Source organism: Peptoniphilus sp. Marseille-Q6390 (genome assembly GCF_965119475.1).
Map to the genome: position 1 here is coordinate 1,032,086 of NZ_CBCPLS010000001.1, position 20,291 is coordinate 1,052,376.

The window sequence follows — 20,291 nt, forward strand, 5'->3', positions numbered from 1 at the left end:
TCCTGATTTTGAGTAATAAAAAAGCAGCAAATCTATGTTCGTTAGACTTACTGCACTCTTGTAATAACCGTTTCTCTATTTAATTTTGCTTTCCCTTTTCGCTTGATATATTCCTCAATATCAAAGGCATTTTTCTTATTAAAATCTTCAAGTAACTTGTAATTCTTATGCTTTGTAATATCGAATTTGTCTGACAAAAACGGTCTGACACCTCTAAGCTGAAAGATACATTTACTGCCATCCATAACCGTTATCTCATCTTGACTCATCAGTTCCTTACCTGTCTTTTGATAATTCAATCCATAACTATTGGCATTGGAGCGTGTTTCCGATGTGTTATACAGGTCTATGGTTTCTTTTCCCAATGTTTCAGATAGCTCTTTTAGAGTTGTTTTCTCCTTTCCACCCAAGAATAGCGTACTATCACAGTTACCTACAATCGTATCTGCATTGTCCTTGTAGATTGACTTTAGCTGAGATTGTGCCTGCAAGATAATACTTGCTGAAATTTCTCTTGAACGGATTGTCGCTATTAACTTCTCAAACTTCGGAATTAAGCCGATATTGGCAAATTCGTCAAGCAAGCACCTTACATGAACAGGTAATCTTCCCCCGTACTCGTCATCTGCCTTATCGCAAAGTAAGTTAAATAGCTGTGAGTACATGATAGACACCACAAAGTTAAAAGTATCATCTGTATCAGAGATAATAACAAAGAGTGCTGTCTTTCTATCTCCAAGTGTATCAAGCTCAAGTTCATCTTCTTTCATCAAGTCCCTAAGCTCTTGAATATCAAAAGGAGCAAGCCTTGCACCACATGAAATAAGAATAGACTTTGCTGTTTTTCCAGCAGCAAGTTTATACTTTTTATATTGCTTAACTGCAAAGTGTGTAGGCTCTTTCTTTTCCAATGCTTCAAATAGCCTATCAATGGGATTCATGTATGTTTCATCATCTTCCCTGACTTCTGAAGCATCTATCATATCCAGTAGTGTCGCAAAGTTCTTTTCTTCTCTTGGAGCTTCATAGAAGATATATCCGATAAGAGCTGTATAGTAGAGCTTTTCGGCTTTCACCCAAAAATCTTCTCCTGCTTTTTCTCCCTCTCCCTTAGTGTTCGCAATAATTGTCTGCACCAGTTTCAGTATGTCTTTTTCACTTCTGATGTAAGCAAATGGATTGTACTTCATACTCTTTTTGAAGTTGATGGTATTTAAGATTTTTATCTCATAGCCATTATCTTCAAGCATCTTGCCACACTCAATGACTATTGTGCCTTTTGGATCTGTAACACAATATGACGAGTGCATTTGCATTAGGTTTGGCTTTACATAAAATCTCGTCTTTCCGGAGCCAGAACCACCAATAACAAGTACATTCTTATTTCTTGCATACTTTGGATTTGCCGGTCTGCCATTCATGGTTAATCGCTCTGTTTGAGTAAGCAAGATATTGTTTTGGAACTTTTCATCCACATACGGCTCTATATCTTTTCTCGTTCCCCATCTTGCTGAACCATACTCTTTCCCCTGCCTAAACTTTTTTGCATTTTTCCCTTTGGTATAGACAATAAATTTAATTAGAGCTGCCACTCCCACGCCCATTAAAATGTCAGAAGGATGAATACTTGGAATAAAGCTCATGGTATTAAGTTCTAATATTCCTTGAAAGATTTTGTCTATCACATCTCCACCAGTATAGGCTCTTACATGATGAGAAAAGATATTGCCAACATAGAAAAATGCAAGATAGGGAATATTCTGCTTTAGCAACTTTGCCTTATCTTGCACCTTAAATAAGCCTTTGATGTCTTTTAGTATCTTATCTATCATAGGCTCTGCTCCTTTTGTTTATTCTTAACTTTATCTTTAGAAACAGTGTTCTTTGCCATCTCCTTGAACTTCTCAATATTCTTGTGGATAGATTCTTTTCTTTCCGTTTTCTTTTCTGATTCTGCAAGAGCGTGTTTGAAGGCTTTATCCATGACTTTCATGTCTTTTGCCTGAAAGAATACGGAGTATTTACCGCTTTCTTTATCTTTCATCACCGAAAACTTTACCCCATACCGATTAAGTTCCTTTTTCAGTTCCTTCAGCTCTGCTTCTTCTACCGGAATTTCTTCAAGCTGTCCCTTTTTAACCATATCTTTGAGCTTTACTTCATTTCCGTTAGCATTAACCAGCTTTTCCAGTCCTCCAAGTTTTTCAGCCTCTTTCATCAGTTTCTTTAATAAGTTCAGAATTAGCTTTCCTGTTACTTTAGCAGCTTTCACTTCCATGTTAAGCGTTTTTCTTGCGATTTCTTCATTGATCAAGTTCTCTCACCTCCAGTCAGTAATCTTTCTTTATTCCTCTTTAATTTTTCTTCCTGAATAACTTTTCTGTAATCTTCTCCAAGTACCATCACAGGAATACACATCTCGATAATTCTTGAGTAAATTCTTTGGTATTCCACACTCTCCGTACAGTTTTCAATTTGGCTGTATGAAAGATTTGTGGTAAAGATTGTTGGCTTATGCTTTAAGTACCTGTTATTCACAATGTTATATACCTGCTCTTTGGCATAGCTTGTATCCCTTTCAATTCCTAAATCATCTAAGATGAGAACGGAAGTGTTTACAAGGGATTCGATATATGCGTTTTTATCAAGGTCAAATCCGCCTTTTTGAAGTTCGTTGATTATTTGTGAAAAGTTTCTAATCTTGACGCTTATCTGATACTGTTCAATCAGTGCATTGGCAATAGAGCAGGCAAGATAGGTCTTTCCGCTACCCACCGAACCATAAAACAAGAGTCCGATGTTTTCTTTTTTCATCAGTTCGTAATCTTTTACAAAATTCTTTGCGATGATAAGACTCTGATTTTCTTTTCCCTGATAGTTTTCAAATGTATATGCCCATTGAATCATGGATGTGAAGCAGATACTTTTTAATCTCTCGATTTCAAGCTGCTTTTGTCTTTCTTTTTCTTTTGCTTCTCTATCTCTATCGCATTTACAAGCTGTCTTAAATATCATCTGCTTTCCAAAAAATTCTAATGCTTTTCCATCTTTTCTTTCATGGCACACTTTACAGTAGGCGTGTCCGTCTTTGATGTATTCTTTTTCAGGATTGAAGCTGTATTCCACATCTTCTATCATCACTTTCTCTAATTCTTTAATCATAAATGTACTCCCTTGTTATATTCCTCCCATGTAGGGATATTGGTTTTTTTCTTACTTCCCTGATCTTTATAAAACCAAGAAAGAATTGTTGCTTTATGGTCTTTATATGTCTTTCCAGTACTTTGAAGATAGGTTGATAATCTCTCAATGTAGTTATCAAGCTCTCCTGCCATTTTTATTTGTAATTCGCCTATATCCTCATTCTTTAAAAAAACATTTTGAAATGTTCCAAGTCCGTTTTCCCCAAAACTATATTCTCTCTTACTATACTTACTCTTATTATTCTCTATATAGTTAGAGTCAACATTTTGAACTTCCTGAAGTTCATTTTCTTTACTTCTGAGGTTAAAATCTTTTACTTCTGAAGTTAAGTTTTTTGACTTCTGAAAGTCATTTTCTTTTACCGCTATTATGCTCATAAAATCTTTAACATAAATGACATTCGGCTTACCAAGTCCAAGCCTTACTCTTTCAATCAGTCCTATTCCTTTTTTGCTGTCTAACTCGTCCAATGTTTTTATGGCAGTAGGCTTTGAGATATTTCTTCTTCTCATAATTTCTTCAACAGTAAAATAGATAAATACTCTGCCTTCCTTGTCCACCCAGTTATTCTTAAAGGACATTCCTGTGCGTTTCAAAAGCATGGAGTATAGGATAATGGCTTCAGCAGACAGTCCCTTAAATTCTTCTCCGTCTACTAATATTTCAGGCACTTTCAGAAAGTTAAATCGCTCTGCTTCTCTGTTATAGAAATAGTCAAAGTCCATGCAAGATCACCTCCCTCCTTAAAAATTTGCAAAGAAAAAGACGATAGTTTTTTCATCTATCGCCTTTGGTAACCATTTTTATGAAATTTTTTAGATTGATTTTATTGCCTCATTGATACCTTGTAAAAAAGCTATAACAGTTGCACCAACCATCGGTATTCCGTATGGACTAACTAAGAATCCAATAATCAATGCTTCTATTCCGATGGTAACTTCTTTTTGCAGAAAAGATGCAATTGCTCCAAATATACAAAACATCATCAGCAAATATAGTAGGGCTGTTCCGATACCAAGTAGAAATGTCAGAAATGCTGTGAGGATACTTAACACCAAGCTAATTGGGAATAAGATTATTTTTATTATCCATCTCATAATTTCTTATTCCTCACTTTCAAAAACATTCTTTGTATCTCCACACACCATATCAATGCAAACATTCACATCCATATAATTTTTTAAGACTTTTTTTCGTCCTCCCTCTCCGTCTTCTACAAATACATAATGTTTGTAAAACTGCTTAAAATGCAGGATTTTCACGATTTCACTCTTTGTATCAACGCTATGCACTCCACATGGGAGGTTTTTGGGAACTGGTCTACTATTTCTAGTTCTTCTATTTCATAGCCTCTTTCTTTAAATACTCCGAGATCCCTTACTAGGGTTACTGGGTTGCAGGATATATACAAAAACTTTTCTGGGTCGAAGTCTATAATTCTTTCTATGGCTTTTGGGTTTATTCCTTCTCTTGGTGGGTCAAGGACTATTAGGTCTGGGTTCTTGTCTAATTCGTCTAATACTTTTAAAACGTCTGATGCTATGAACTCGACGTTATCTATTCCGTTAAGTTTTGCATTTTCTCTTGCGGCTTCTACTGCTTCTTCTACTATTTCTACTCCTATAACTTTTTTTGCTGACTCTGCTAGGACTTGGGTTATGGTTCCTGTTCCTGAATATAAATCAAAGACTAACTTGTCCTTTGCGTCGATTTTTTCTCTCGCCATCTTGTAGAGGACTTCTGCTGATTTTGTGTTTGTTTGGAAGAAGGAGAAGGGACTTATTTTAAATCTTAATCCAAGGACTTCTTCTTCGATGTGGTCCTTGCCGTAAATTAATTTTATTTCTTCTGGCACTATGGCATCTGATAGGGCATCATTCTTCACGTGATAGATTGATACGATTTGTCCTTTGAGGTCTAGGTTACGTAAAAATCTTATAAAGGCTTCTTCATCAAGCTTGCTTTGACTTGATGTTGAAAGTAAAATCATTATCTCACCCGTCTTTGTTGCCTTTCTTATTAGGAGGTGACGGAGGAATCCTTCGTGTCTCTTCCTGTTGTATTGAACTTCGCCAAGGTCTTCAAAATAAGTTCTCACTTCTTCTCTTATTGTGTTAAAGTCCTCGTCAACAATCTTGCAGTCTGTGGTGTTTATGATTTCATGAAATCTATTCTTCACGTGAAGTCCCAAGGACAAGGGTCCACCCTTGTACTCGTCGCCAAAGGTGTATTCCATTTTGTTCCTATAGTTCTTGTGGACTGGCGAAGGAATAATTTCCATTTCTCTTTCGATTCCATTTTCTTTAAATAAGTTTTCTATTAATTCTTTTTTGTATTTAAGTTCCTCTTCATAGCTTAGGGTTTGGTAGCTACATCCGCCACACTTTTCAGAGTGAGGACACTGACTTTCTATTTCTATGTCAGATCTTTCTATTATGTTGAGAAGCTTGGCCTTCTTTGACTTCTTGCCTCTTACTTTTATCTCAACTCTTTGTCCAACTATGCCACCCTTAAAGTGGTATTCTCTATCTTCAAAGCTTCCTCTTGATAGGTTAGGAAATCTTGATTTATCTATTTTAACTATGATACTCATTTCTTCACTCCTTTAGAGAAATTATATCAAATTAAATATGTTGCCTCAATTTAATAGCTTAAGAAATATTAGCTACAATTTTTAATTTTTTTATAGTCTTTAATTTATATTTTTCTTTTATTTGGTATAATAAATTTGACAAGACTTTGTTAGTGGGTAGTCCCACGAAAATTTTTTGGAGGTATTATATGAAAAAATCATGGTTGGTATTGCTACTTGCAATGCTAATGACTCTTACTGCTTGTGGCGGTAACAAGAAAGAGGCAAAAGCTGATGGCGAAGGTAATGTTATTGAAGATTTAAAAATTCAATTTGTTCCTTCAAGAGAACCAGACGAAATTGTAACTAAGACTGAACCACTTAAGGAAATCTTAAAGGCTAAGCTTGCTGAAAAAGGTTACGATGTTAAGAACATTGACATCACAGTTGGTACAAACTACGAATCAACTGGTGAAGCTCTAAGCGCTGGCTCAGTTGATGTTGGATTTATCCCTGGTGGAACTTATGCTATCTACGATGATGGTGCTGAAGTTCTTCTTACTGCAACAAGAAAGGGTCTTTCTATTGATGCTGAAGATCCAAAAGAATGGAACGACAAGAAGCCTACAGAAAAGGCTGAAGACCAAGTTGACTTCTACAGATCACTTATCATTGCTGGTCCATCTGCAAAGGGTCAAGAACTTGCTGCAAAAGTAAATAATGGAGAAAAATTAACTTGGGAAGACCTTGCAAGTGCTAAATGGTCTGTAATGGGATCATCTTCATCTGCTGGTTACATCTACCCATACCTATGGTTACAAAAGAATTATGAAAAGGGTCTAACTGATCTTCCTTCAGTTGTTCAAGCTGACTCTTACCCATCTTCTATGGCAAGACTTGCTTCTGGTCAAGTTGATATTATGGTAGGTTTCTCTGATGTGAGAATTGACAACGCTGAAAAATGGCAAAAGGAATTTGGCAAGACTAAGTCTATCTGGGACGAAACAAATGTAATCGGTGTAACTGATAAAATTTACAACGACACAATTTCAGTTTCTAAGAACTCTGAAATTATGACAGATGACTTCAAAAAAGCTCTTCAAGATTCTTTCATTGAAATCGGTGAAAGCGAAGAAGGTAAGGACATCATTGCTATCTACAGCCACGAAGGTTACAAGCCTGCTGATGACAAGAACTATGATGGTGAAAGAGAAGCACAAAAATTATTAAGAGAACTTAAAAATTAAGAAAGGGCTTCATTAGAAGCTCTTTTTTATGAGGAGAATTATGATTGAATTTAAGAATGTAGATAAAGTTTATCCTGGTGGATTTAAGGCCCTAAAAGATATCAACTTGACTATTAAGGACGGAGAGTTCGTTGCCATAATAGGAAGGTCTGGTGCTGGTAAGTCTACCCTTATTAGAACTATAAATAAGATGCACGACATTAATGCGGGGACTCTTACTGTTGATGGAGTTGACGTAAAATCTCTAAAGGGAAAGGACCTTCGCAAGTTCAGGAGAAATATTGGTATGATCTTCCAATCCTTTAACCTTGTGGAGAGAATTTCTGTTATTAAAAACGTAATGTCTTCCTTTGTTCCTGATTTAAATCCCATCCAGTCACTTCTTGGAATTTATCCAAAGGAATGTAAGCTAAAGGCTCTTGAAGCTCTTGAGCAAGTTGACATCCTTGACAAGGCCTTCGAAAGAGCTGACAACCTATCTGGTGGTCAACAACAAAGGGTTGCCCTTGCTAGGACTCTTGTGCAAAACCCAAGCATTATCCTTGCTGACGAACCTGTTGCAAGTCTTGACCCAGTAACTGCAAGACAGGTTATGGATTATTTTAAAAAGATCAACGAAAATCTTGGAATCACTATCCTATTAAATATCCACCACGTTGAGCTTGCCCTTGAATATGCCACAAGAGTTCTTGGCGTTCGTGATGGCGAAGTAATCTATTATGGCCCAGCCAAGGATGTGGACGACAAAGTTTTAAAATCTATTTATGGAGATTCCTTTGAAGAAATAAAAATGGAGGAAGTATGAGCCTCTACTACAAAATTTTTAAACCAAAAAAACATACCTTAAAGTCTGGTAAGGAAGTCTATGAGAAGCCAACTTTGACAATACCTGTACTTATTCTCTTGCTCCTATTTACCATCCTTTCTGTAAGGGTTACAAATTTTTCACTGGCAAGCCTTGTGAAAAATATTCACAAGCTCTTTGCAATTTTATCTCCTATGTTTAAGCCAAATACATCCTACTTCCCTTCAATAGTGGGACCACTTTTTGACACAATAAAGATGTCCTTCTTGGGATCCTTCTTGGGTGCAGTTTTGGCTATGCCCTTTGCCTTCTTGGCATCAAACAACATGGTAAATAACAAGGTCATAAACTGGATTGTTAAATTACTTTTCTCAATCCTACGTACCATTCCAACACTTGTGTCTGCACTTATAGCAACTTATATTTTTGGACTTGGTGCCTTTGCTGGTACAGTTGCCATATTTTTATTTTCCTTCTCCTATGTTGGAAAGCTAACTTATGAGCAAATCGAAACAGTTAACATGGGAGCCTTTGAGGCAATGATCTCCATGGGCTTCACTAGGACTATGGCATTTTTCAAATCTATTGTGCCAGAGATCCTTCCCTTTTATTTATCAACTGCCCTTTATAACTTTGAAGGTAATGTGAGATACGCTGCCATCCTTGGTTATGTTGGTGCCGGTGGACTGGGACTTCTTATTAACGAAAACATTAACTGGAGAGACTACAACCGTGTGGGCATGATACTCTTGATGCTACTTCTAACAGTATTTGTCATTGAAAATATCAGCTCCTACTTTAGAAGAAAGTTGAATTAATATGTCAGAAAAAGTAATAGAAAAACTAAAATCAGAACCGAAAAATCATGGCTACATCTTGATGATTGTAGCAGTGGTTTTATTTATGATAATCTGGTCATCTTCTGTAATTAATTTTGATTCTGCTACAAAAGATGGGATGGAAGTAGCCAAAAATATTATTAAGGGAATCTTTAACCCAAATAGGGATATGCTCTTTAACCTAACTACAAAGGGTGTTCCTTACCTACTACTTGAAACTATTTGTATAGCCTTCTTGGGTACTCTTGTGGGCGCAATAATTGCCATGCCACTTAGCTTTTTGGCATCATCAAATATTGTTCCAGCTCCAGTGGCTTACCTAATTAGGATGTTTATTATCCTAATTAGGACAATTCCAGCAATTGTTTATGGGCTTATGTTTATTAGGGTAACTGGACCTGGCCCTTTTGCAGGACTTATGACAATGTCCTTTACATCTATTGGTATGCTTACAAAATTATTTTCAGATAACATAATGAACCTTAACAAGGCAATACTAGAGTCCTTCTCATCAATTGGAGCCACAACCTTCCAAAAGATTCGCTTTGGTATAATTCCACAACTTTTTGCCAACTTTGCATCAACAACAATTTATCGTTTTGACATAAATTTAAGGGATGCTTCAGTCCTTGGACTTGTTGGAGCAGGTGGTATTGGTTCACCACTTATGTTCGCTATTAACTCCTACAAGTGGCGTGAAGTTGGGGCTATCCTCTTGGGACTAATTGTTCTAGTTTTATTTATTGAATACTTCTCAACAAAAATAAGATCAAGACTAGTGGGTGAAAAATGATTTTAAAAATAATTCACACATCAGACTTGCATGGATATTTTTTCCCAACAGACTATCTTGATAGAGAAGAAAAAAACACAGGTTACCTGTCTATATTAAATAATATAGCAAAAGATGATACGACTATCTTAACTGACGGAGGAGACATCCTACAGGGGTCTTCCTTCGCCTATTATGTGAAAGAAAATTTAAGCTCAGAAATAATTGCAGATATAATGCAAAATGTTGACTACTACACACTGGGCAACCACGACTTCAACTACGGCTACGACTACCTAAAGACTTATGTGGAAAACATGAAAGGCAAGTTAGTTTGTGCCAACGTCATAGACAAGACTGGGCAGATTAAGTTTGAGCCCTTTGCCATAAAAGAAATTGATGGCCACAAGATTGGGCTTGCTGGTGTGGTTACAGATTGGGTAAACCTCTGGGAGAGAAAAGAAAATCTTGTGAACTTCGAAGTCACAGATGCCTTTGAAGGAGCAAAGAGGGCCCTTGATGGACTTAAAAAAGAAAATACAGATTTTAATATTTTAATCTATCACGGCGGTTACGAAATCGACTTAGAGAGTGGCAAGAAACTTTCAGAAACCACAGAAAATATTGGTGGGAAACTTGCAAAAGAATTGGACTTCAACCTAATCTTGGCAGGCCACCAACACATGGAGATTGCTGCTTACATTGGCAAGACCCTTGCTATTGAAACTCCAGCAAATGGATCCAAGGCCGCCCTTGTTGAAGTTAATCTTGCAACAAAAGAAATGCAGGCTTCCTTCATAGAACCAAAGCTTGGAGACAACGCCCTAATAGAAAAATATAAAGGCGTTGAAGAAAAAGTCCAAGACTATCTCGATGTGCCAATAGCAAAGCTCAGTCGCGACTACATGCCAGAAAACAGGATAAAAATGGCTCTTAAGGGTTCAGACCTTGCAGACCTAATAAATAAGATTCAGTTGGACTACACGGGAGCAGATATTTCTATCACTTCCTTTGCCAATGTTATCTCAGGTCTAAAGAAGAACTTGACCACAAGAGACGTCCTAAACACTTACAGGTTCCCTAACACAACAGTAGTACTTGAAATTGACGGCAAGACGCTTAGAGCTGCCCTAGAACAAAACTTTTCCTACATTGAGTATGATGGATCCTATAAAATTTCAAAGAAGTTTTTGGAACCAAAGGAAGAACACTACAACTTTGACTACTTCTACGGAATAGACTTTGAAAAGGACCTTACAAAAAAAGTTGGTGAGAGAATTGGCAAAATTTTCTTCAAGGGCAAGGAAGTTAAAGACAAAGACACTTTCTCCCTTGTCATGAATAACTACAGGGCCACAGGAGCCGGCGGCTTTGATATGTATAAGGACCTAAGAGTAATAAAAAATTACGACAAGGAGACCTCAGAGATCCTCTTAGATTATTTTAGAAAATTATAGAATAAATTTGAAAATTTTATAAATGCAAAAATAAGAGACTTCGGTCTCTTTTTTTTGACTATTTAATTTAAGATTTATAATTCAGAAAAAATTCTTTGACTTTAAATTCACTCCCAATAAATTTAGGCAAAAAAATAAGACAGTCGCCTGCCTTATTCATAAAGATCTCTGCCTCCAAATTTAATCTTGCTATTATTTAGAGCCTTCTTTTGTGGATAGTTGTAATTAGAAATCATCGACCTAAAAAGCGTAGCAGCTTCTGACCTCCTAATTGATCTTGCGGGATAAAAGTTACCATCAGAATAACCTCTTAGAATCCCTGCATCCACAAGGGCGCCTACATAGCCCCTTGCCGAAGGGCTTATCCTTGCCCTGTCGCCAAACTCATTTGTTGAAGCTTCCCTCGGTGATAGCGAATAAACATACCCAAGAATTTCTGCAACCTCTTCTCGTGTAATTTCCCTATTTGGATTTAGCCTACCAGTTGTTGGTGTAATGTAACCTGCCTTTATGCCCTTAGCTACATCATTGTAAAACCAATCAGATGTACTTACATCAGAAAAAGTCACAGTATAAGTCTTATCATAACCCACTAGAGAATTTACAGTGGCATAAAACTCTGCTCTTGACATGTTTTCATTAGGTTTAAAAGTCCCATCTTGGTAACCAGACATAATCTTCTTGTCAGTTATAAAGTCGACTGAAGCTTCTGCCCAATGACCTCTTGTGTCTCTAAAAGTTCTTGCAGATACAGTGCTTGTCAAAATCAATGCTGAGGAGATAATGATCAATGAAGTCTTTTTAAAAATCTTCATCTTTATCACCTTCACTCTTATTATATATCAAAGTCCTCTATATAACAGGTTTTCTATTTTAAGTTTCTGTTACAAAGGATTTTTTGATGTAACACTCTTGCAACATTAGTTCATTTATTATCATAATATAATATTTTATCATTTAGTCTTTGGATTTTAAGCCCTAAGATGAGGTAAGTTTGTGAAAATTTACGACTTTTTAATTTCTTACAGCTTAGTAAATTCCTATGGCTCAGTAAATATTTATGGCCTTATAATTTCCTATGACTTAATAATTTTCTATGACTTTGTAAGCTTTTATAGCCCCGTAAGTGTTTATGACTTTACAAAAAATTGTAGAAGCTTTATCTTTCACTAACTTATATAAAGTTAAAATAAAAAGAAGAGTCCTTTAAACTCTTCTCAAAAAAATTATTGATTTTAAATTCATTAAAATTTCTCATCTTTTATAATCTTACATAAGATAACTTATTTATTAAAATTATGCAAATAAAAAGAGAACAGATTATGTATTCAATAACTGTTCTCTAAGGGAAGAAAAAAGATGATGAAGTTTTCACTTCATGTATATTGTACTTTAGTTAATAATTTTTGTCAACATTTTTATGAAAATATTTTCAAATATTTTAACTTTTCTATATCGGCTTATTTTCAATCTTATACAAGTTTTTAGTCCTATCTATTAAGAATATTATGAATATATTTTCACAGACTTCCCTGCACGCTTTTTTATGGTAGAATGATAAGAGAGGTGATATTTTGTTAAAAGATATAATTTTAAAAAGAAGAAGCGTTAGAAAATATAAAGACAAAGAAGTTGACAGAGAAAAGTTAGAAGAACTTTTAATGTATGCTTCCATGGGACCAAGCAACGGCAACTCCCATCCAGTAGAATTCATAGTAGTTGATGACAAGGAAAAGATCGAAGAACTATCCAACATGGACTCCTTCGCAACTCTTTACCTTAAAGAAGCTCCAGTAATTGTAATTGTCATTGCCAACACAGATATTTGCAAAACTTGGGTCGAAGAAGCTTCACTTACAGCAGCCTACTTACAACTTCTACTTGAAGAAGAAGGTCTATCATCATCTTGGATCAACGTAAAAGAAGGAAACACTGCTGGCAAAATTTCTTATGAAGAATACTTCCAAGAAAACTTTGGCGTGAAAAAACCTTACAGGGCTCAATGTCTAATACCACTTGGCTACAAAAAATCAGGCACAAAAGACCACGAAGAATTTGACGTATCCTCAAAGGTACACTACAACAACTTTTAATTTATGAAAAATCCGATTAAGTCGGATTTTTTTATTTTCAGAATTTTTGCAATAAAAAAGATCCACCTCAAGGTGAATCTTTATTCTTAATTCTTATTTAAATAAGCTGACAATAAAGTCTATTAATTTTTCCAAAAAGCTCTTTGTGTTTTCAACGGCTTTTTCTCCCTCTGGAGAGTTCAAAAATTTTGCAGCCTTGTCCTTGTACTTAACAGCAGTATCAGCCACTCTGTCCCAATCAACATTGGCATTTTTCATGTTGTTAAAGAGTCCAACAAGCTTGTCCTCTTGTGACTTTGTAAGATTTATATCTCCACTTTTTGCAACACTTTCGATGATTAGTCTGACTTCTTTCTCGTCCTTTGGCATATTCTTTGCCATAGCATCCTTGATTTCATAAATTATGTCGTTAGTCTTTTGATCGCCAAGCTCTTCAGATAATTTTGTTTGAACAACTAGCTCTTCATTGGCAACCTTCTTTAGGTTTTCTGGGAGTTCCTTGCCTGTGTTCGCTTCATAGGCCTTTAGGATTCCAGTCAAGGCTGCTGTACCGCTAACCTTTCCTGGTGCAGTTACATAAATATCAGCATCTTCAATACCTACAGTGTTGAGGGCATTGATAAAGGCATCTTCCTTTACAACTCTTATGTTGTCTGATAACTCAATAGTTAGTCCGCTACCAGCTTTTTCATATCTCACAATGGCAGAGGAAATGGCCTTGTTTCCAATTTCCTTCGATGACAAAACATCGCCAAGATACTTGTATTCTTCTGCATTAGTAACTTCGATGATCTTTGCATCTTCGCTTGCCTTCATCTCACGAAGCATTTCACTTTTTTGACTTTCCTTTAAGTCGGCACCAAGTGTTACGATCTCATCCCCTTCTTTTGCGAAAACAAATCCTGGCAAAAGGGCAAGAGAAAGTGATGCCACTAAAATTTTATTTCTTATCTTCATAACATCCTCCATTTTTTATTATGATACCATTTATATATGAATAATACTTAAAAAGTATGTGAAATTTATTCATCACTTATTAAAAAATTATTAAAATCTTCTGGGCTTATAAAATTTTAAAACTCTTGTCTTATAAGTTTTTAAAACCTCACAAATAAAAAAGAACTGGTCACCCAGCTCTTTTTTTATTCTTCATGAAATCTCAACATATCTTCAAAGATAAACCACATGTCCTTTACTTCATCTTTTTTTGATGATGAGAAGGGAATTATATTTTCCTTGTGCTTGACGCCAAGCTTTTTGGCAATTACTGAAATATGTTTATCTACTTGAGATTTTTTTATTTTGTCTTTTTTTGTTGCTATGACTATTCCCGAAAAGCCCGACTCAATGATGTAGTCATACATTTGCTTGTCAAGGGCTGTTGGCTCGTGTCTTATATCAACAAGTAGGATTGTCTCAACTAAGTTGTCCCTATGCTCAAGATACCTGTTTATAATACCTGCCCATTTTTCTTTTTCAGTCTTGGCAACTTTTGCGTAGCCATAGCCTGGTAAGTCAACAAGTCTTAGGTCATCATTGACCTTATAAAAGTTTATTGTCCTAGTCTTGCCTGGTGTTGATGAAGTTCTCGCAAGATTTTTTCTATTTAACATTGCATTTATAAAAGATGACTTACCAACATTGGACCTGCCGGCAAAGGCAAACTCCTTAATGCTTGTGTCGGGGTATTGCTTTTCTTCTACTGCAACTTTTTCTAGTTCTGCCTTATTTATCTTCATTAAAATCACCTATGGCAATCTCTGCCACTTCTTCAAACTTGGAAACTGGTCTCACGTCTAATCTTTTTATTGCTTCTTCTTCAATTTCCTTTAAGTCTCTCTTGTTATCTTCTGGAATTATTACAGTCTTAACCCCGTATCTTTCTGCTGCCAAAAGTTTTTCCTTTAGGCCGCCAATTGGTAAGACCTTCCCACGAAGAGTTATCTCTCCCGTCATGGCTACGTCATTCTTAACTGGCTTCTTTGTTAAAGCAGATAGGACTGATGTCGCTATTGTGATACCTGCTGATGGACCATCCTTTGGCACTGCTCCTTCAGGCACGTGGATGTGGATGTCTCTTGTGCTCCTAAAGTTTGGATCAATCTTAAACTTGTCTGCATTGGATGCAATGTGAGAGATGGCAGCTATAGCTGACTCCTTCATAACATCTCCAAGTGATCCTGTTAGGGTTAGCTTGCCCTTGCCAGGCATAACTGTAGTTTCTATTACAAGACTTGTTCCTCCAACTTCTGTCCACGCAAGTCCATTTACTGAACCAACTTCTGGAGTTTTTTCTGCTTCAGAAATCCTGTAAATTTTTTCTCCTAGATAGTCCTCGATGTTTCTCGTAGAAACAGAAACCTTGTCTAAATTTTCTTCCACAATCTTTAGGGCAGCCTTCCTAACAATTTTTGAAATTTGTTTTTCAAGTCCCCTTACTCCGGACTCACGAGTGTAGTAATCTATTATGTCCTTGATGGCCCTATCAGAAATACTTATATTTTCTTTCTTAAGTCCATTTTCTTCAATTTGCTTTGAAATTAAATATTTTTTTGCAATATTGAATTTTTCATCAGGAGTGTATCCTTCAAGTTGGATCACTTCCATCCTGTCGAGAAGTGGTCTCGGAATAGTTGACCTTGTGTTGGCTGTGGCAATGAAAAATACCTTTGATAGATCAAAGGGAAGTTCCAAGTACCTATCTGTAAAGGAATTGTTTTGTTCTGGGTCAAGAACTTCTAATAGGGCTGAGGCTGGGTCGCCCTTAAAGTCATTGCCCACCTTGTCTATCTCGTCAAATAAAAATACTGGATCATTTTTTCCAGCCTTCTTCAAGAGAGAAATTATTCTTCCAGGAAGTGCTCCAATATATGTCCTCCTGTGACCTCTTATTTCTGCTTCGTCAGTTACACCACCAAGGCTCATGCGGACAAATTCCTTATTAAGAGAATTTGCAATTGACTGAGCAATGGAAGTCTTGCCAACTCCAGGTGGTCCTACTAAGCAGAGGATTGGTCCCCTTCCCTTGTCGCCAGATAAAATCCTAACGGCAATAAATCCTAGGATTCTCTCCTTAACTTTTTTAAGTCCGTAATGCTCGTCATTTAAAATTTTTCTTGCTTCAGAAATATCTCTCTTTTCATCTCCAGATTCGAGCCAAGGAAGGTCAAGAATCCAGTCAAGATAATTTATTAAAAGAGAATAATCTGGCGACTGTGAGTTTAAGTTGCCAAGCTTCTTAACTTCTTTTAGGGCCTTTTCCCTTACTTCATCAGGAAGGGCCTTCTCTTCAATTTTTTTCTTGTAAGACTCTGTTATCTCAGCTTCGTTTTCTCCGTCGCCAAGCTCCTTGTGGATTACCCTCAACTGTTCCTTGAGATAGTATTCCCTTTGGACATCGTCCATTTTCTTTTTAACCTGGTCGTTGATATTCTTTTCTATAGAAAGAATTTCAATTTCCTTTTTCATAATCTCATGGAAGACCACAAGTCTCTCGTAGATATCTGTGGTTTCCAAAAGTATCTGATAGTCCTGTAATTTAAAATTCAAATATCCCACAACTGTGTCAATAAATCTTGATGGGTCATCTGTGTCTGCAATATTTGAAATGAGTCCTGGGAAGAATTTATCATCAAGAGATGAGTAGGCTTCCAAGTCACTAAGAGCAAGCCTAAGGGCTGCTTCAATCTCTTCCTCTTCTGTGAAGTCACTTTCCTTGTCCTCAAGGATTTTAATTTCTGCTTCGATCATCTCTTCTGTGATGTCGAGCTCAGAAATTTGTGCCCTTTCTTCTCCTTCAACAAGGACTCTGACAATTCCACCAGGCAGTTTTAAAATTTGTTTTATAGTAGCCACAGTCCCAATTTCAAAGAGGTCTTCCCTCTTTGGATCTTCGATTTCAAGTTCTCTTTGGGCCACCAAAAATATTTTTGAATCCTTCATCTCTGCAGCATCAATTGCGTTAAGAGAAATTTTTCTCCCGCAATCAAAGTGCATCACCATGTGGGGAAAGATAACTAGGTCTCGAAGTGGGATAAGTGGTAATTTAATTTTATCCATTTTTCACCTTCTAAAAAAGCCGTGGCAACCACGGCTAATTATTTATTTATTTTTTTATTAATTCAGCAGGTGCAGTTCCTTCTACTGATTCCTTTGTTATTTTAACTGCTTTGATGTCATCTCTTGAAGGAATTTCGTACATGACATTCATAATTGTGTTTTCAATAACGCCTCTTAGTCCTCTTGCTCCAGCCTTCTTTTCTATTGCCTTTCTAGCAATATAATTTAGGGCTTCATCATCAAAGATTAAGTCAACGTCATCAAACTTTAGAAGTTCCTTGTATTGTTTTACAAGGGCATTCTTTGGCTTAGTTAAAATTTCAACTAGAGCCTCTTCATCTAACTCTTCAAGAGTAATAGTAACAGGAAGTCTACCAATAAGTTCAGGGATTAAACCAAACTTCAATAAGTCCTCTGTTTCAACCTTTTGTAAAATATTTTCTTGTTTGGCTTTTTTATCTACAATTTCAGATCCAAAGCCCATAGAAGACTTGGCAGTTCTGTTTTCTATAATTTTATCAATTCCGTCAAAGGCACCACCAACAATGAATAGGATGTTAGAGGTATCAACTTGAATAAATTCTTGTGAAGGATGTTTCCTTCCACCTTGTGGAGGAACATTGGCAATAGTTCCCTCTATAATCTTTAGGAGGGCTTGTTGAACACCTTCTCCACTTACATCTCTTGTGATAGATACATTTTCAGATTTTCTAGCAATCTTATCTATCTCGTCAATATATATAATCCCCTTTTCTGCCCTCTCAATGTCATAATCAGCATTTTGAATAAGTTTCAAAATAATATTTTCAACATCTTCGCCTACATAGCCAGCCTCAGTTAAGGTTGTGGCATCGGCAATGGCAAAGGGAACATTTAAAAGTCTAGCAAGAGTTTGTGCAAGTAGGGTCTTACCAGAACCTGTTGGTCCAATCATAAGTATGTTGGACTTTTGAAGTTCAATGTCACTGCTAACCTTCCTAGTTGATGAAATTCTCTTGTAGTGGTTATAGACTGCAACAGCAAGAGCACGTTTTGCATCTTCTTGCTTTACAACATATTGGTCCAAGATTTCCTTGATCTCAGCAGGCTTCTTTAGGTCAAAGTCCTTGCTGATTTCATGGGGAACTTCATTTTCTAGGATTGTGTGGCATCTTTCGATGCACTCGTCACAGATATTGACATTAGGTCCGGCAATCAATCTATTCACTTGGTTTTGCGTTTTGCCACAGAATGAACATCTTAAAATTTCATCTGTATTAGACATATTTCACCTCAAACCCTTTTTTCAATAACTTTATCGATTAAACCATAATCTTTTGCTTCTTGAGAATTTAACCAGTAGTCCCTGTCAGTATCTTTTTCGATTTTTTCTAGGTCTTGACCAGTTCTCTCTGCAAGAATTTCATTTAACTTATGTCTAATTTTTAAAATCTTTTCTGCATTAATTTGGATGTCACTTGCTTGACCTTGTGCTCCACCAGATGGTTGGTGAATCATAATGTCAGAATTTGGAAGAGCAAATCTCTTACCCTTAGCACCAGATGCAAGTAAAAATGCACCCATTGATGCTGCCATCCCAATACAGATTGTTGACACATCTGGCTTTATATAGTTCATAGTGTCGTAAATTGCAAAGCCTGCACTTACAGATCCACCAGGTGAATTAATATAAAGTTGAATGTCCTTGTTTGGGTCCTCAGCTTCTAAGAACAAAAGTTGGGCAACAATTAGATCTGCCATGGTGTCATTTACTTCGCCACTAAGAAAGATAATTCTATCCTTTAAAAGTCTTGAGTAAATGTCATAAGATCTTTCGCCTCTATTAGTTTGTTCTACTACCATTGGCACTAGTGCCATTTAATCACATCCTTGATTATTTATCTTCTTTTACTTCTTCTATATCTTCTTTAGTAATTTCCTTTGGTTCAACAAATTTTGCCTTTTCAACAAGAGTTTCAATAGCTTTTCTCTTTTCAAGGTCATCTCTTACAACGTCCTTGTTGTCGTTAAGCATATATTCTCTCATTTTTTCCATGTGGTCTTTGTCGTCCTTGAAGTATTCTTCAACAACCTTGTTTACTTCTTCTTCGATTTCTTCATCAGTGATTTCAATCTTCATTGCTTTAACAAGAGCTTCTAGGGCAAGGTCATTTTTAACAGTCTTTTCTGCTTCAGGTCTCATAGTCTTCTTGAAGTCGTCAAGGCTTTGACCAATCATCTTGATGTAGTCTTCAAAGCTAATTCCTTGAGCTCTTAGACTTTGGTCATAGTTTCTAATCATGTCGTCGATTTGAGAGTTAATCATTCCTTCAGGAATGTCAGCTTCAATCATTTCACCAATTTTATCAATAGCTCTTCTTTGTTTTTCCATTTCAGAAGTTGTCTTGAATTCTTCTTCTTTTTTCTTTCTTAGGTCAGCCTTGAATTCATCAAGAGTGTCGAATTCAGAGATGTCTTTTACGAATTCATCATCAAGTTCTGGAAGTTCTTCATAAGAAATAGAATTTAATTTGATTTCGAATTTGGCGTCTTTGCCAGCAAGATCTTTTTGGTGGTAGTCTTCTGGGAACTTAACAGTGATGTCAAATTCTTCGCCAATCTTGTGTCCAATTAATTGTTCTTCAAAGCCTGGGATAAATGTGTTTGAACCAATCTTTAAGTCTTGGCTTTCAGCTTCTCCACCTTCGAAGTATTTTCCGTCAACAGAACCCTTGAAGTCGATATTTACAGTGTCACCATCTTCTACAGGTCTGTCGTCAACATTGATGATTCTTGCGTTCATTGCTCTTTGGTTTTCAACTTCAGAGTCAATAAGTTCGTCAGTTACTTCAATAGTTGGGTCTTCGATTTCGATTCCTTCGTAGTCTTTTATTTCAACTTCTGGCTTAACATCAACAGAAACTTTGATAAGAAGGTCTTCAGCCTTTTCAATGCTTTCTTCATCAATGTCAATGTTTGGTTGGTCAACTACCTTAAGATCTAATTCTTTAACAGCTTTTTCATATTCTTGTGGAAGAAGTTCGTTGATTGCATCTTCAAAGAATACGTCCTTGCCGTACATATTTTCGATCATCTTCATAGGAACATGACCCTTTCTGAATCCAGGAATTTGGAAGTGTTTTTTGTTTTTCTTGTACACTTCGTTTTCAGCTTTCTTTATATCTTCTCTTTTTAAAACAATGTCAAAAAAGACAGTGTTATTTTCTTTCTTATTAATTTCCATTTCAATTGCCTCCTCGCTTC

20 protein-coding genes are annotated in these 20,291 nt (G+C 36.3%); 7 read left to right on the forward strand and 13 right to left on the reverse strand.

Translation table 11 applies throughout. The features are described 5' to 3' along the window. Positions 1-47: 47 nt before the first annotated feature. The 6 genes from ACWPVO_RS04980 to rlmD form a co-directional block, all read right to left on the reverse strand. A complete protein-coding gene (locus ACWPVO_RS04980) occupies positions 48-1,832 on the reverse strand; it encodes a VirD4-like conjugal transfer protein, CD1115 family (RefSeq protein ID WP_454206955.1) in 1,785 nt (594 codons plus the stop codon). Further along, entirely contained in the window at positions 1,829-2,314 is a 486-nt protein-coding gene (locus ACWPVO_RS04985) for a PcfB family protein (protein ID WP_000606558.1), read from the reverse strand. The genes ACWPVO_RS04980 and ACWPVO_RS04985 overlap by 4 nt, the downstream gene beginning before the upstream one ends. After that, positions 2,311-3,162: an ATP-binding protein gene (locus ACWPVO_RS04990; protein WP_007894699.1), complete on the reverse strand. Its 852-nt coding sequence runs from the start codon at positions 3,160-3,162 to the stop codon at positions 2,311-2,313. Before ACWPVO_RS04990 ends, ACWPVO_RS04985 begins: the two co-directional genes overlap by 4 nt. Continuing rightward, positions 3,159-3,929 carry a replication initiator protein A gene (locus ACWPVO_RS04995; protein ID WP_000344984.1) on the reverse strand — a complete coding sequence of 257 codons (771 nt, stop codon included), beginning with the start codon at positions 3,927-3,929 and terminating at the stop codon, positions 3,159-3,161. Before ACWPVO_RS04995 ends, ACWPVO_RS04990 begins: the two co-directional genes overlap by 4 nt. A 90-nt stretch (positions 3,930-4,019) precedes the next feature. Continuing rightward, positions 4,020-4,301 carry a CD1845 family protein gene (locus ACWPVO_RS05000; RefSeq protein ID WP_001267198.1) on the reverse strand — a complete coding sequence of 94 codons (282 nt, stop codon included), beginning with the start codon at positions 4,299-4,301 and terminating at the stop codon, positions 4,020-4,022. Positions 4,302-4,462: 161 nt separating this feature from the next. Continuing rightward, a complete protein-coding gene (rlmD, locus tag ACWPVO_RS05005; RefSeq protein WP_454206958.1) occupies positions 4,463-5,797 on the reverse strand; it encodes a 23S rRNA (uracil(1939)-C(5))-methyltransferase RlmD in 1,335 nt (444 codons plus the stop codon). A 188-nt stretch (positions 5,798-5,985) separates the two neighbouring features. Here rlmD and ACWPVO_RS05010 point away from each other — a divergent pair, with 188 nt between their 5' ends. Genes ACWPVO_RS05010 through ACWPVO_RS05030 form a run of 5 tightly spaced genes read left to right on the forward strand, consistent with a single transcriptional unit; the run spans position 5,986 to position 10,896 of the window. Beyond that, positions 5,986-7,023 carry a phosphate/phosphite/phosphonate ABC transporter substrate-binding protein gene (locus tag ACWPVO_RS05010; protein WP_285043925.1) on the forward strand — a complete coding sequence of 346 codons (1,038 nt, stop codon included), beginning with the start codon at positions 5,986-5,988 and terminating at the stop codon, positions 7,021-7,023. A gap of 40 nt (positions 7,024-7,063) precedes the next feature. Continuing rightward, the gene (gene phnC / locus ACWPVO_RS05015) at positions 7,064-7,828 is read left to right on the forward strand and encodes a phosphonate ABC transporter ATP-binding protein (RefSeq protein WP_412276879.1); all 765 of its coding nucleotides are present in this window, start codon (positions 7,064-7,066) and stop codon (positions 7,826-7,828) included. After that, complete coding sequence (phnE, locus tag ACWPVO_RS05020) at positions 7,825-8,646, forward strand: phosphonate ABC transporter, permease protein PhnE (protein WP_454206960.1); 822 nt, start codon at positions 7,825-7,827, stop codon at positions 8,644-8,646. Before phnC ends, phnE (ACWPVO_RS05020) begins: the two co-directional genes overlap by 4 nt. Before the next feature lies 1 nt (position 8,647). Next, positions 8,648-9,460 (forward strand): phosphonate ABC transporter, permease protein PhnE, encoded by an 813-nt coding sequence (phnE, locus tag ACWPVO_RS05025; protein WP_454206962.1) that lies wholly within the window; start codon positions 8,648-8,650, stop codon positions 9,458-9,460. Next, on the forward strand, positions 9,457-10,896 hold the full coding sequence (locus ACWPVO_RS05030) for a bifunctional metallophosphatase/5'-nucleotidase (RefSeq protein ID WP_005955546.1): 1,440 nt from the start codon (positions 9,457-9,459) through the stop codon (positions 10,894-10,896). The genes phnE (ACWPVO_RS05025) and ACWPVO_RS05030 overlap by 4 nt, the downstream gene beginning before the upstream one ends. A 152-nt stretch (positions 10,897-11,048) precedes the next feature. Here ACWPVO_RS05030 and ACWPVO_RS05035 read toward each other — a convergent pair whose 3' ends face one another. Next, a complete protein-coding gene (locus tag ACWPVO_RS05035) occupies positions 11,049-11,711 on the reverse strand; it encodes an S-layer homology domain-containing protein (RefSeq protein WP_005955532.1) in 663 nt (220 codons plus the stop codon). 181 nt (positions 11,712-11,892) lie between these two features. Here ACWPVO_RS05035 and ACWPVO_RS05040 point away from each other — a divergent pair, with 181 nt between their 5' ends. Both ACWPVO_RS05040 and ACWPVO_RS05045 read left to right on the forward strand, forming a co-directional pair. Then, positions 11,893-12,069: a hypothetical protein gene (locus ACWPVO_RS05040; RefSeq protein WP_005955485.1), complete on the forward strand. Its 177-nt coding sequence runs from the start codon at positions 11,893-11,895 to the stop codon at positions 12,067-12,069. A gap of 401 nt (positions 12,070-12,470) precedes the next feature. Continuing rightward, positions 12,471-12,989, forward strand: coding sequence for a nitroreductase family protein (locus ACWPVO_RS05045; RefSeq protein ID WP_454206965.1), 519 nt, complete (start codon positions 12,471-12,473; stop codon positions 12,987-12,989). 93 nt (positions 12,990-13,082) lie between these two features. Here ACWPVO_RS05045 and ACWPVO_RS05050 read toward each other — a convergent pair whose 3' ends face one another. The 6 genes from ACWPVO_RS05050 to tig all read right to left on the reverse strand — a co-directional run bounded on the left by ACWPVO_RS05050 (position 13,083) and on the right by tig (position 20,271). Further along, complete coding sequence (locus tag ACWPVO_RS05050; RefSeq protein WP_060800605.1) at positions 13,083-13,946, reverse strand: DUF1002 domain-containing protein; 864 nt, start codon at positions 13,944-13,946, stop codon at positions 13,083-13,085. A 185-nt stretch (positions 13,947-14,131) separates the two neighbouring features. Further along, positions 14,132-14,728: a ribosome biogenesis GTP-binding protein YihA/YsxC gene (gene yihA, locus ACWPVO_RS05055; protein ID WP_005955507.1), complete on the reverse strand. Its 597-nt coding sequence runs from the start codon at positions 14,726-14,728 to the stop codon at positions 14,132-14,134. Continuing rightward, positions 14,715-17,048, reverse strand: a complete 2,334-nt coding sequence (gene lon / locus ACWPVO_RS05060) for an endopeptidase La (protein WP_454206968.1) — start codon at positions 17,046-17,048, stop codon at positions 14,715-14,717. The genes yihA and lon overlap by 14 nt, the downstream gene beginning before the upstream one ends. 46 nt (positions 17,049-17,094) lie before the next feature. Beyond that, positions 17,095-18,312: an ATP-dependent Clp protease ATP-binding subunit ClpX gene (clpX, locus tag ACWPVO_RS05065; protein WP_060800603.1), complete on the reverse strand. Its 1,218-nt coding sequence runs from the start codon at positions 18,310-18,312 to the stop codon at positions 17,095-17,097. A gap of 8 nt (positions 18,313-18,320) precedes the next feature. Beyond that, the gene (gene clpP, locus ACWPVO_RS05070; protein WP_005955542.1) at positions 18,321-18,905 is read right to left on the reverse strand and encodes an ATP-dependent Clp endopeptidase proteolytic subunit ClpP; all 585 of its coding nucleotides are present in this window, start codon (positions 18,903-18,905) and stop codon (positions 18,321-18,323) included. A 16-nt stretch (positions 18,906-18,921) separates the two neighbouring features. Then, positions 18,922-20,271, reverse strand: a complete 1,350-nt coding sequence (tig, locus tag ACWPVO_RS05075; protein ID WP_454206971.1) for a trigger factor — start codon at positions 20,269-20,271, stop codon at positions 18,922-18,924. Positions 20,272-20,291: the final 20 nt, after the last annotated feature.